The sequence below is a fragment of the Arthrobacter sp. B1805 genome, assembly GCF_002929745.1.
GTDB lineage: Bacteria > Actinomycetota > Actinomycetes > Actinomycetales > Micrococcaceae > Arthrobacter_D.
This window is the reverse complement of sequence record NZ_PJIQ01000009.1, coordinates 61,024-73,438: the sequence shown is the minus strand read 5'-3', so window position 1 is coordinate 73,438 and position 12,415 is coordinate 61,024. Positions and strand designations below refer to the sequence as shown.

At 67.7% G+C, this 12,415-nt stretch carries 11 protein-coding genes; 2 read left to right on the top strand and 9 right to left on the bottom strand.

Annotation, left to right across the window (positions count from 1 at the left end):
- Positions 1-4: 4 nt before the first annotated feature.
- The gene (locus CXQ96_RS11605; protein WP_104118212.1) at positions 5-1,000 is read right to left on the bottom strand and encodes a bifunctional riboflavin kinase/FAD synthetase; all 996 of its coding nucleotides are present in this window, start codon (positions 998-1,000) and stop codon (positions 5-7) included.
- Between the two features lie 483 nt (positions 1,001-1,483).
- Here CXQ96_RS11605 and CXQ96_RS11600 point away from each other — a divergent pair, with 483 nt between their 5' ends.
- On the top strand, positions 1,484-3,286 hold the full coding sequence (locus CXQ96_RS11600; RefSeq protein WP_104118211.1) for a hypothetical protein: 1,803 nt from the start codon (positions 1,484-1,486) through the stop codon (positions 3,284-3,286).
- Here the strand turns inward: CXQ96_RS11600 and CXQ96_RS11595 are convergent.
- The 4 genes from CXQ96_RS11595 to truB form a co-directional block, all read right to left on the bottom strand.
- Positions 3,283-3,993 (bottom strand): DUF4345 domain-containing protein, encoded by a 711-nt coding sequence (locus CXQ96_RS11595; protein WP_104118210.1) that lies wholly within the window; start codon positions 3,991-3,993, stop codon positions 3,283-3,285. The genes CXQ96_RS11600 and CXQ96_RS11595 overlap by 4 nt on opposite strands.
- Positions 3,994-4,145: 152 nt before the next feature.
- The gene (locus tag CXQ96_RS11590; protein ID WP_258059083.1) at positions 4,146-4,517 is read right to left on the bottom strand and encodes a hypothetical protein; all 372 of its coding nucleotides are present in this window, start codon (positions 4,515-4,517) and stop codon (positions 4,146-4,148) included.
- A gap of 101 nt (positions 4,518-4,618) precedes the next feature.
- Entirely contained in the window at positions 4,619-4,987 is a 369-nt protein-coding gene (locus CXQ96_RS11585; protein WP_104118208.1) for a hypothetical protein, read from the bottom strand.
- Between the two features lie 3 nt (positions 4,988-4,990).
- Positions 4,991-5,893, bottom strand: a complete 903-nt coding sequence (gene truB, locus CXQ96_RS11580) for a tRNA pseudouridine(55) synthase TruB (RefSeq protein WP_258059072.1) — start codon at positions 5,891-5,893, stop codon at positions 4,991-4,993.
- 169 nt (positions 5,894-6,062) lie between these two features.
- Here truB and CXQ96_RS11575 point away from each other — a divergent pair, with 169 nt between their 5' ends.
- Complete coding sequence (locus CXQ96_RS11575; protein WP_104118206.1) at positions 6,063-7,241, top strand: pyridoxal phosphate-dependent aminotransferase; 1,179 nt, start codon at positions 6,063-6,065, stop codon at positions 7,239-7,241.
- 73 nt (positions 7,242-7,314) lie between these two features.
- On the opposite strand, the gene rbfA is transcribed toward CXQ96_RS11575, so the two are convergent.
- The 4 genes from rbfA to nusA form a co-directional block, all read right to left on the bottom strand.
- Entirely contained in the window at positions 7,315-7,752 is a 438-nt protein-coding gene (gene rbfA, locus CXQ96_RS11570; protein WP_104118205.1) for a 30S ribosome-binding factor RbfA, read from the bottom strand.
- 112 nt (positions 7,753-7,864) lie between these two features.
- On the bottom strand, positions 7,865-10,804 hold the full coding sequence (gene infB, locus CXQ96_RS11565) for a translation initiation factor IF-2 (RefSeq protein ID WP_104118204.1): 2,940 nt from the start codon (positions 10,802-10,804) through the stop codon (positions 7,865-7,867).
- Positions 10,805-10,928: 124 nt separating this feature from the next.
- On the bottom strand, positions 10,929-11,384 hold the full coding sequence (locus CXQ96_RS11560) for a YlxR family protein (protein WP_104118203.1): 456 nt from the start codon (positions 11,382-11,384) through the stop codon (positions 10,929-10,931).
- Positions 11,385-11,417: 33 nt separating this feature from the next.
- Positions 11,418-12,407 carry a transcription termination factor NusA gene (nusA, locus tag CXQ96_RS11555; protein WP_104118202.1) on the bottom strand — a complete coding sequence of 330 codons (990 nt, stop codon included), beginning with the start codon at positions 12,405-12,407 and terminating at the stop codon, positions 11,418-11,420.
- Between the last annotated feature and the right edge of the window lie 8 nt (positions 12,408-12,415).

Below are 12,415 nucleotides of genomic sequence, written 5' to 3'. Positions count from 1 at the left end.
AAGTTTAGCGTCTGGGCTGTTGTTCTGTCGAAAGCAGGTCCCGCGCCCGGTCGACGTCGCGTTCCATCTGGTGGATCAGTGCCTCCGGGCCGGTGTAGGCAACCTGACCCCTCAGGCGATCGACGAATTCCACGACGACGGCCTGGCCGTAGAGGTCGAAGTCCTGGACCCGCTCCGGGGGCCGGTTGATGACGTGGGCCTCTACCTGCCGATCAACGCCCTCGAACGTCGGATTCGATCCGACGGAGATGGCTGCCGGCCACCTCGTTCCGGCCTCATCGATCAGCCAGCCCGCGTAGATGCCGTCGGCGGGGATGAATCCCTGCGAGGAGGAAGCGAGGTTCGCGGTCGGATAGCCGAGTTCGCGCCCGCGCGCGGCGCCGTGCACCACCTCGCCCCGCATGCGGTGGTGTCGGCCGAGCACACGTGCGGCTGTTCCCACGTCGCCGGCCTCCAGGGCTTCCCGCACCCATGTCGACGAGCACCTACGATCGCCGTCCGCATCGGTGGCGTCCTTCGGGTAGCTTGCGCCGAAGTCATCGATCGCGATGACCTCGAAGCCGAGTTTGCGCCCGAGTCCGCGCATCGTCTCGAGGTCCCCGCTGTTGCCGCTACCGAACCGGACATCGTGCCCGATCACCACGGCTTTCGCCTTCAGTGCCTCGACGAACACCCGCTCGACGAATTCTTCCGGCGAGTTGGAGGCGAGGTCGAGGGTGTAGTGCATCATCAGGAGCGCGTCGATGCCGGTCTCGGCAAGGGTCTCCACGCGGTCGTCGAGACCCATGATCAGTTCCGGAGCGGACTCGGGCCGATGGACCTGTGCGGGGTGTGGATCGAACGATACGACGACGGCGGCGGCGGAGCGATCGCGCGCTGCCTCGACGACCTGCTGCAGGACGCGCTGGTGGCCTCGATGGACGCCGTCGAAGTTACCGAGGGTGAGGACGGAGGGCCCGAAATCCCTGGGCACACTGGCCACGTCTCTCCAGTAGAACACGCATCTCCTTCGCGATTCGGCCGATCCCCGCGGCCTCGGATGTAGCCCGGCGGACTGATCGCCGCTCCCATTATGGCCGAAAGCGCCACTGTCGACGCCATCCGCACGGCCCCTGCCCGTACTTCCAAGGCCTCCACTGCCCCTGCACAACCAGGCGCCCGTCGCGATCGTGCTCGGTTGTCCACATACGCCTCAGCGGCGATCGATTCTGACGCGCCTGCAACCAGCATCGGAGGAGCCCGATACCCATGACCCGAACGGTAGTAGCCCATGAGCACCCTGCAATCCGCCCAGCGCGTTCCCGCACACGAACCCTCGCATGAACCCTCGCACCTTGCCTCGCACTGGCCCCCGGAGCATGCATCTCACCGCGGTGCGCGTCACTCCGGTCGTCGCGGGCAACACCGCGGACAGCATCCCTTCAGCGTCGGCCGGCGGATTCCACAGGCCGTTCGCGGGCGTCGGCGTGCGGCGGTCGGCCATATGCTAGCGCTGCTTCTCGCCCTCCTGCTCGGCCTGGCTGGTGTAGCGCCGGCTGTGGCTGGGCCGGTCTCCGGCGGGTGGCACACCGGCGCGGGCGTGGCAGGGACAGGTTACTTCGTGGGGCAGCACCGGAACGCGGAAGGCCTGATCGCCTACTGCACCGACTTCGAACGGTTCTCTCCCGACCATGCATCGGGATACACCGATGGAAACGCCGGTCCCTTCGTCCGGAGTGACGGGACCACTCTCAGCGCTGAGGACAACTCGACGCTCGCCTTCGTGTTGGGTCGCTGGGGCGCCACCGCGGACAACGAGGAGGCTGCCTCGGTCCAGCTCGCGGTCTGGTCCCTGACGGCCACCGGGATGGGGTGGGACACGCCGTCCATGGATAACTTCATCCGCGACCAGGAACTCGCGCTCGCTGTGGCAAGCCGTGCCCGGGCCATGGTCGAGCAAGCCCGGGCGGAGGCCGGCCCCTACAGCATCTCGGCGTCCTTCATCCCGGTGGGTGTCGGTGGACGGGTGAGTGCGACGATCCTCTCGGCCGACGGCACCCCACGGCCTGGTCTGCGCCTGGAGGCTGTGGCATCGGGCGCCAGCTTCGTGGACGGCTCGACGACCTCGGCCTGGACGAGCGGAATCGATCCGCACGTCCTCGACGTTCGCCCCACGGGCTTCGGGGGCGCTCGCGTCACGATCACAGCCTCCTCCGTTCCGGCGACGAACGCCGCCTGGCTCGCGCCGCGCGAACCCGACGTCCAGAGGCTCGTGGTCGCACCCGTGTCGGCTGACACCACCGCTTCCGTCGACCTTCCGTTCCAGCGCGCCTTCGCGCCCGAAGTCACGACTAGTACCTCCATCGCGAGAACTTCTCCCGGCACCCCCGTCCACGACCTGCTGGATGTATCGGTAGCCTCCCCGGGTCAGTGGCTCATCGATCCTGCATCCGGAGAGGCCGTGGAACTCGACGTGGTCTCGACACTGTGGGGTCCGTTGCCCTCCGCGCCGGCCGAGAGTCCGACAGTCCCAGCCGGTACTCCCTCGATCGGGACCGTGACCACGAGAGTGTCGGGCGCGGGCAGCTATCAGACGCCCCCGGTCACCGTGCCGTCGGCTGGTTTCTACGTATGGACGGAGAGCATCGATCCGAGGAGCGCGCGACCCGCTCAGGCGGCACCACTGATCCAGGCGTGGTCGGGTCCATTCGGTCTGCCCCTCGAGACAACGCTGGTGCCATGGCAACCGAGACTGACGACCACGCTCTCACAGTCATCGGCTCCTCTCGGAGCGGTCGTGCACGACACCGTCGCCGCCGAGGGCTTCGATACGGCTGACGACGGCGACCTTGTGCGGCTGACGATGTACGGTCCGCTCGCCGGTATGCCTGCGGAGTCACCGAGCGTCCCTGGCGACGCACCGGTTCACTCCCACACCGACGTCCCAGCGGCCAACGGAACTGTCACGTCCGAGAACTTCGGCCCTCTGGAAGCCCCTGGGTGCTATACCGTCGTCGCGTCGTTCAGCGGAAGCAGCACCGAGGAGCCATTCGTCTCCGCCTTCGGCATCCCTGACGAGACGGTCTGTGTGGAGGAGCCGCCTGCACCGGCCCCCGTGCCGGACGGCGGACCACCCGTCGAGCACGTCCCTGCTCCCGCACCGGCCCAGGCGGACGCGTCGCCCGGACGTGAGCAGCAGCTCGCCCGAACCGGCGTCAGTGCGGCGACGATGGCAGGGAGCGCCCTGATAGCACTCGGCCTCGGCGTGGGGCTGAGTATCGCCGCTCGCCGGCGCACAGTCCGCTAGTTGCGCTGCGCGAACTCCCTGCGTAGATCGCTCGTCTTGGCGATGTATTTGTGCCAGACGAGCAGAGCTGGAGGGAACGCGAGCTCGACAACCATCAGGATGATCAGAACGTAGTTGGGCGTACCCGAGAAAGCCCACGACAGGACCCGCCCGATGCCGCCGACGAAGACCATGAGGCACACCAGCCAGAGCATGTTCGCCCACTGGAACTTGATCGCGATGGTGATGAAGGCGGCACCTACACCGATCATCATCGCGGAGAAGAACCGGAACTGGTTCTCCAGGGTCGGATTGACCGGAGTGGCTTCCGTGTCCGGCAATCCGGCCGTACCCAGGATCAGGTAATAGGCGCCGAACCCGGCGATGACAAGGCCCACCAGGACGACGACGGTGCGAAACACATTCCAGTCGCCACCGGAGGTTGCGTTCCTGCCGGCCGTCTTACCCTTGCCCTTGCCCTTCGTGGTGTCGGTCGTGGTGATTCCCGCGCCGGTTGCAGTGCCACCCGGGGTGGCTCCCTCCGTCCGAGGCGCCTTCGGCGCCTCGGACGGCGATGATGTCGGGCGCTCAGCCCCCGAGGGGTCCGAGTGGACCCGACCGAGGCCGCCTGCCGCACCCGCGCGGTCGGGGCGGAGTCCGTCGGCCCCGGACGGCCTGTCGGGGCCCGTGGATGAGGAGTTGTCGTGCTCGGGGCTGTTACTGGTCATGTCGCTCCTGGGGCAGGCTGAATCGGTGCTCTAGCGCCATACTCTCACGGAGCGTGTGGGCGACGGGGTCCAAAATCGGGGGTGACTGTCACCGCGCGCCGACGGCCGGCATCGGCAGGAGCACCCACCTGCGGGGCGAGGGACCCTGCACTTCAGCCCTGGGCACGCTCCGGCCTGTTCCTGCGCAACCAGGCCAGGCCGAGGATCGGCAGGATGAGCGGGACGAATCCGTATCCCCGGCCGAAAGCGGACCAGACGGTCTCGCTGGGAAAGGCCTGCGCATCGAGGATACTCAGCAGGCCCACGGCGATGACACCCACCAGTTCTATGGTGACCGCTACGACGGACACGATGTATGCACGCGACCCGGCCCGGGCGAGGGAGACGGTCGCGACGATGTAGACCACGGCGGCTACCGCCGAGAGGAGATAGGCCAGGGGCGCCTCGTCGAACTTCGTAGAGATCTGGAAGGCGGCGCGCGCCGTCGCCGCCAGCGCGAAGACTCCGTAGACCGCGATCAGCAGACGCCCGGGACCCGTGGCTCGGCTCTGCTCGCCCGATCCGACAGCCGCGCTCGAGCTACCGCCGCGCGCTCCCCGTTCAGGTAGGTCATCCCGTCGGTCCTTCACAGGCCAGCCACCCCATCCCAGATCTGCTCCATCCGGAAGAGCATGACGAACACGGTCAGCCCCGCGGCGGCGAGGACGAAGTTGCTCCAGCGCGTCTTCTCGAGGATCGACCACCAGAAAGCGCCGATGGGTACCACCAGCGCGGTCAGGAGGTATCCCCAGAACTCCCACGCTTCCCCCAGCACGGGCTCGCCCATCACCTGGCGGATCAGCGCACCCACCGCGTATGCGATCAGGAAGAGTTCGACGGCGGCCGTGGAGAGGATGGTGATGTCATTGGGCGGCTGGCGCAGGAGTGCAGCGCCGATGCAGAGGACGGCGCAAAGGGCGCACACCAGGGCCCCGACGAGGAAGAACGGATCCATGGGCTATTCCTTGCCTCCCGGAGCGAAGACCAACGATGTCCGCGCTGCTCCGCCCCGGTTCTCGAGCAGAGCCACCAGGGTTCCGTCCGGCGCGAATGCAGCGACGGGTACGTTCGGCTCGGGACTCGGTCCGATCTTCCTGCCATGGGAGACATCGGCCGCTTCGGCGTCCGAGAGTTCCCTGACCGGAAAGAGCGCCCGCCCGGCCTCGTCGAGCGACAGTACGTCGAGGCTGTCGGCGAGCTCCTCCAGAGTGCGGGCCTGATCGATCGAGTACGGTCCCACCTGTGTCCGGCGCAAGGCTGTCAAATGCCCCCCGACGCCGAGAGCATTTCCGAGGTCGCGCGCGAGGGCACGGATGTACGTGCCCGAACTGCACTCGACCGTGACATCGATGTCCTGTAGCCGCCCGTTGCTGATCCGGCGTATGGCATGGACCTCGAATCGATGGATGGTGACAGGGCGCGCCGGCAGGACCACCTCCTCCCCCGAGCGGACACGGGCGTAGGACCGTTCCCCTTTGACCTTGATGGCGCTGACGCTGCTCGGAACCTGCTGGATCTCACCGGTCAGAGCGCCTACTGCCGTGCGGATCTCCTGTTCGGTCACCGCAGCGGCGATGCTGCCGCCCGTGACCTCACCCTCGGCATCGTCCGTCACGGTGGACTGCCCCAGACGGATGGTGGCCGTGTACGTCTTCGAGGTACCGACGATGAAGGTGAGCAGCCGCGTCGCTCGGTTGATGCCGACCACCAGGACCCCGGTTGCCATCGGGTCGAGGGTTCCCGCGTGACCGACCTTCCGCGTTCCAGCCAGTCGGCGCATACGCCCCACGACGTCATGACTGGTCCAGCCCTGAGGCTTGTCCACGATGATCAGCCCTGAGTGGACCTGCCCGGAATTCACGCCTCCCAGTATATGGGCCGCTGTGCGGCTTCCCTGCGACGGACCGTACGGTGGTGGGAAGCGATTGGCGCCGCTGTCACCGGGCGGCCGGTCCTGCTGATCGGGCACGCCCCCGGCGAGTGCGCGATGCGAGCAGTCGTGTCCGTTGCCCCGCGATACCATCCTGCGTATGCCCTCCACTCCGTCCCATGTGGTCAATGTCCCGGTCAACCAGATCCGTGAGATCACGCAAGCGGCCTGGGCTACTCCCGATGCCATCGTCCTGAGCATCGGCGAGCCGGCTTTCCCCGTTGCGCGGCATGTGCTGGAGGCGGCGATGGCCGCTCTGGACCGGGATGACACCAACTACACACCCAATGCCGGCATCGCTCCCGTCCGAGCCGCGTTCTCCGAGCGGTTCTCGCGCCGGTCGGGAGTCGACGACGACCCGTCGCGAGTCTTCGTCGTCGCCGGAGCGCAACAAGGCCTCCACTTGGCGCTCAGCACCCTCATCGGGGTCGGTGACGAGGTGCTGGTCCCCGATCCGGGATACCCCACCTTCACCATGACGGTCGGCCTGCTCGGCGGCGTGCCCGTCTTCTATCCGCTGGTCCCGCAGCACGGCTTCCAACCGCGGATCGAGGACCTGCGGAACCTCGTGACGGAGCGGACGAAGGTACTCATGCTCAACTCGCCGTCGAACCCCCTCGGCTCGGTGTTCGACCACGAGCTGACGCGCGAGCTCGTCCGGTTCGCGCACGAGCAGGATCTCTGGATCGTCTCCGACGAGTGCTACGAAGCCTTCACCTACGACGTGCCGCACGTCAGTCCCGCACGATTCGATGCCGGCGGTCCGGAGGCCGTTCCCCAGGCACGGGAAGCCCGCGTCATCACGTCACTCACGCTCTCCAAGACCTACGGACTCACAGGGCTCCGCATCGGCGCCCTCGTCACGCCGCCCGGGATGGAACCGCTCCTCAGCAACGTCATGGAAGCGACCGTGTCCTGCGTCTCCGCGCCGTCGCAGTACGCAGGCCTCGCGGCATTGACGGGCCCGCAGGACTACGTCTCCACGGCGCTCGAGCACTACCGCTCGAATCGGGATGCGGCCACGTCCGTCCTGGACTCACTGGGCATCGACTATCTGGACGCCTCTGGTGCGTTCTACCTGTGGGCCGACCTCTCATTCACGACGGGTGGCGACGTCCGCACCTGGACGAGGACGTTCCTCTCGGAGCGGGGAGTCGCCCTCGCACCGGGCACCGCTTTCGGATCCATGGGCGAGGGCTGGGTCCGGATAGCGCTCTGCGGTCGGACGGACGAGCTCGTCGAGGGGCTCTCCCGACTTCCCGCGCCACCCCGCTCCTGACACCGCCGAAGGGGACGCAAAAAGGCAGCCGACCGGGAGGCCGACTGCCTTTCGCGGAGTACCTGTGGGAGGACTACCGCTCTGCGTCGTCGTCGTCGGACGTGCGGTACGGGTCCGCATCGCCGGCGAAGTCTGCGCCCTGCGCGATCGCTGCCACTTCGGCGTCGCGCTCGCGCGCCTTCTGCAGCAACTCCTCGAGGTGGCTGGCGTTGACCGGCACCTCGTCGGGAACGAACTCGAGGGTGGGTGTCAGCCGGGCCGTGATGTTCTTGCCCACCTCGGAACGCAGCACACCGCGTGCGGACTCGAGCGCCATCCGCGTTGCCTGCTGCTCCTCGGGATCGCCCAGCACCGTGTAGTACAGCGTTGCGTGCTGCAGGTCGTTGGTGACGCGGGCATCCGTGATGGTGACGGCTTCCAGCCGGGGGTCCTTCACGCGACGCCGAAGCGCCTCGGCGACGATGACTTTGATGCGCTGCGCGAGCCGCGCGGCGCGGGCCGGATCTGCCATTGCTGATACTCCTACTGAAGCGGGGTGTGGTGGAGGAACTCCTCGCGGGGTTCCGGGTGTGCGACAGGCACGGGCGCCCCGGAGAACCAGGGCGCCCGTGCCGACCTACATGCTAGACGCGGGGCTTCTCCCGCATCTCGAAGGTCTCGATGGTGTCGCCTTCCTTGACGTCGTTGAAGGAGCCAAGACCGATACCACACTCGAAGTCGGTACGGACCTCGGTGGCGTCGTCCTTGAAGCGCTTGAGCGAGTCCACGGAGAGGTTGTCCCCGATGACCTTGCCGTCGCGCAGGACGCGCGCCCTCGAATTGCGTCGGATGACTCCCGAACGGACGATCGAACCGGCGATGTTGCCGAACTTCGAGGAACGGAACACCTCGCGGACCTCTGCGGTACCGAGCTGCACCTCCTCGTACTCCGGCTTGAGCATGCCCTTGAGGGCGAGCTCGATGTCGTCGATCGCGGCGTAGATGACCGAGTAGAAGCGCATATCCACGCCCTCACGCTCGGCAAGGTCCGCGACGCGCTCCGCCGGCTTGACGTTGAAGCCGATGATGATCGCGTTGTCGACGGTCGCCAGGTTGACGTCGTTCTGGGTGATCGCGCCGACGCCACGGTGGATGACGCGCAGCTGCACGCCCTCTCCGACGTCGATCTTGAGGAGCGAGTCCTCCAGGGCCTCGACGGCACCCGACACGTCACCCTTGAGGATGAGGTTGAGGGTGTCGACCTTGCCCTCTGCGACAGCCTGATCGAAGTCCTCGAGGCTGATCCGCTTGCGGCGCTTCGCGAGGGCCGCGTTGCGGTCGGCTGCCTCACGCTTCTCGGCGATCTGGCGAGCGGTGCGCTCGTCGTCCGTGACGAAGAACGTATCACCGGCACGAGGCACGTTGGACAGACCCAGGACCTGCACGGGACGCGACGGCTCGGCCTTCGTGACGACGTCGCCGTTCTCGTCGAACATGGCACGCACACGGCCGTGTGCGGTACCGGCGACGATGGTGTCACCGACATGCAGCGTTCCGGACTGCACGAGCACCGTCGCGACGGCGCCGCGTCCGCGGTCGAGGTTGGCCTCGATCGCGATGCCGCGGGCGTCCTTGTTCGGGTTGGCCCGCATGTCCAGTGCCGCGTCCGCCGTGAGGAGGACGGCCTCGAGGAGCTCGTCGATGCCGACGCCCTGGAGCGCGGAGACGTGCACGAACATCGTGTCGCCGCCGTACTCCTCGGGCACCAGGCCGTATTCGGTGAGCTGGCCCTTGACCTTGTCCGGGTTCGCGCCTTCCTTGTCCATCTTGTTGACGGCCACGACGATCGGCACGTTGGCCGCCTGTGCGTGGTTCAGTGCCTCGACGGTCTGGGGCATGACGCCGTCGTCGGCCGCGACGACGAGCACGGCGATGTCGGTGACCTTCGCGCCTCGGGCACGCATGGCGGTGAACGCCTCGTGGCCCGGGGTGTCGATGAAGGTGATGGCCCGCGTGCTGTCCTCGTGGACGTGCTGGATCTGGTAGGCACCGATGTGCTGGGTGATGCCACCGTGCTCGCCCTCGACGACCTTGGTGTTACGGATCGCATCGAGCAGTCGGGTCTTACCGTGGTCGACGTGTCCCATGACCGTGACGACCGGCGGACGCACCTCGAGCTCCTCGTCGCCCTCGGCTGCCAGTTCGGCGTCGAAGTCGATGTCGAAGCTGCTGAGGAGCTCGCGCTCCTCGTCCTCGGGCGAGACGACCTGGATCTTGTAACCGAGTTCCGTGCCGAGCACCTCGAAGGTGTCCTCGTCGAGGGACTGGGTCGCCGTGGCCATCTCACCGAGGTGGAACAGCACGGTGACCAGTGCGGCGGGGTTCGCCTCGATCTTGTCGGCGAAGTCCGTGATGGAGGAACCACGGCGCAGGCGCACGATGGTGTTGCCGTCGCCACGGGGTACGCTCACGCCACCCAGCGAAGGAGCCGACATCTGCTCCAGTTCCTGCCGCTTCGCGCGCTTTGACTTGCGCTGCTTGCCGCGGCCGGCTCCACCCTTTCCGAACGCGCCGGCAGTGCCGCCGCGTCCGCGGGTGCCCTTACCGAAGCCGCCGCCTGCGGGTGCTCCGCTGGGGCTGTTCGGCGCACCGCCGGGTCCGCGGCGCGGACCGGCACCAGCACCGGCACCGGGCGCTCCGCGGCCGGGGGCAGCGGGGCGTTCGGTGCGGTTGGGCATCATGCCCGGGGTCGGGCGCGAGCCGGGAGCACCACCGGGACGGGGAGCGCCGGGACGCGGCGCGCCGGGGCGGGGTCCGCCTGCACCAGCGGCCGGACGGGGACCACCTGCACCAGCAGCCGGACGGGGACCACCGGGTCCTGCGGCGGGACGCTGCTGGGCATCGTCACGACGACCGGGCCGGGGCATGCCCTGCGAGGGTGCGAACGGGTTGTTGCCCGGACGCGGCGGACGGTCCGACGCACGGTCGGCTCCGCGATCGGTGTCCCCCCGGCGCGAACCCATACCCTGCGAGGGTGCGAACGGGTTGTTGCCCGGACGAGGCGCTCCACCCGGGCGGGCGCCCGAGGGACGCGTGGTGCCTGCCGACGGTGCGGCGGGCGGGGTGGCGGGACGCGGGGCCGGACGTGAACCGGGCGTCGCGCCGTCGTTCTGGGTGCCCTGCTCGGGCGGGGTCACCTGTGCTGCGGCGGCCGGCGTTTCGGCTGGAGCGGCACCGTTCGAGAACGGGGATGCCTGGGGGGCTGCCGGAGCGGGCGGAGCCGCCGGAGTCGCGGGTGCAGGTACGGCGGGTGCAGGTGCGGCCGGGGCGGATGCCTCAGGAGCAGCCTGGGCAGCACCCGGCTTCGGGCCCGGCGACGCGGGAGCCGCGGGGCGTGAGGGTGCCGCAGCGGTCTTGGTACCGGCGGCATCGGGGAACGCGCCGCGAAGTTTCTTCACGACGGGTGCCTCGATGGTGGATGAGGCTGAACGGACGAATTCGCCCAGTTCCTGCAGTTTTGCGACTGCGTCTTTCGAGGTTATACCGAGCTCTTTGGCGAGCTCGTGTACGCGGACCTTGGCCACATTTCTCCTGTCTCGGTCCGCACCGAGTCAGGCACGAACCGTCTATTTCCTACTGCTGATCCCAGTCGCTAGGGCGTCTGGTAGATCGAATGCAGAGCGCAACGGATTGGTCATCGTTGCGCACTCATCGCTGGGTTCTCATCGGGTTTCCATGAGGGTTCTGACCCGCTTTCCGGGAGGACGGTGGTGAGTCGGAGCGTCCATCTCGACGCTCCAGGTGTGCCTGGAAGTCCGCTGCGAACTGCGCAGTATCCACCGGCTTGCGGAAGGCCCTGTTGAAGGCTTTCCGTTTGACGGCCGTTTCCATGCATGCCGGGTCGGGATGCAGCCAAGCACCCCGTCCGGATAGCCGGCGCCGCTCATCGATGACGGCGACATCCTGCCCGTCGATCGGTCGTGCAACAACCCGCATCACGTGTGACTGGCGGTCCCGCCGGCGGCATCCTACGCAGGTGCGTATCGGATGAGTGTCCTCCGGACGGTGCCCGGACTCTTCTCGGTGAGCAATATCTTCTCGATGAGCAATATCTTCTCGATGAGCAGAGTCTTCCGGGCGCGACTCGACAGCAGTCCCTTCCATTCTACCCCTTCCGGTTCCGCTGGCCGACCGGCGCTAGGGCTTGGGCGCCTGGGCCGCCTGCGCGGCGTCCGAGACGATGTCGATCCGCCAGCCGGTGAGCTTCGCAGCGAGGCGGGCGTTCTGGCCCTCCTTGCCGATGGCGAGGGACAGCTGGTAGTCCGGCACGACCACGCGGGCCGAGCGCGTGGCCTCGTCCGTGATCGTCACCGAGGTAACGCGCGACGGTGACAGCGAGCTCGCGATGAAAGCAGCCGGGTCGTCGTTGTAGTCGACGATGTCGATCTTCTCGTCGTTCAGCTCGCTCATGACGGCGCGGACACGAGTGCCCATCTCGCCGATGCAGGCACCCTTTGCGTTGACGCCCGGCACGTTCGCCTTCACGGCGATCTTGGTGCGGTGCCCGGCCTCCCTCGCGAGGGCGACGATCTCGACCGTCTTGTCCGCGACCTCGGGGACCTCCAGTTCGAAGAGCTTCCGCACGAGACCCGGGTGGGACCGGGACAGCGTGATCGACGGCCCCTTCATGCCACGGTGGACATCGACGACGAACGCGCGAAGCCGCGTGCCGTGCAGGTACTTCTCCCCCGGCACCTGCTCGGGCGGCGGGAGGACGGCCTCGACGGACCCCAGGTTCACCTGCACCATGTGCGGATTGTTGCCCTGCTGGATCATGCCTGCGACGAGTTCGCCCTCCTTGCCGCGGAACTCCCCGAGGATGTTGTCGTCCTCCGCGTCCCGCAGGCGCTGCAGGATGATCTGCCGCGCGGTACTCGCGGCGATGCGGCCGAAGCCCGTCGGGGTGTCGTCGAACTCGCCCACGGGCGCGCCGTCGTCGTCCTTCTCCGTTGCCCAGATGGTGACGTGTCCGTTGCGGCGGTCGAGCTCGGCGCGTGCCGTCTCGTGGGCGCCGGGTGAGCGGTGGTATGCGATGAGCAATGCCTGCTCGATGGTGGGAATCAGCTTGTCGAGCGGAATCTCCCGTTCGCGTTCGAGGAGCCTCAGCGCACTCATATCAATGTCCATGTGGGTTC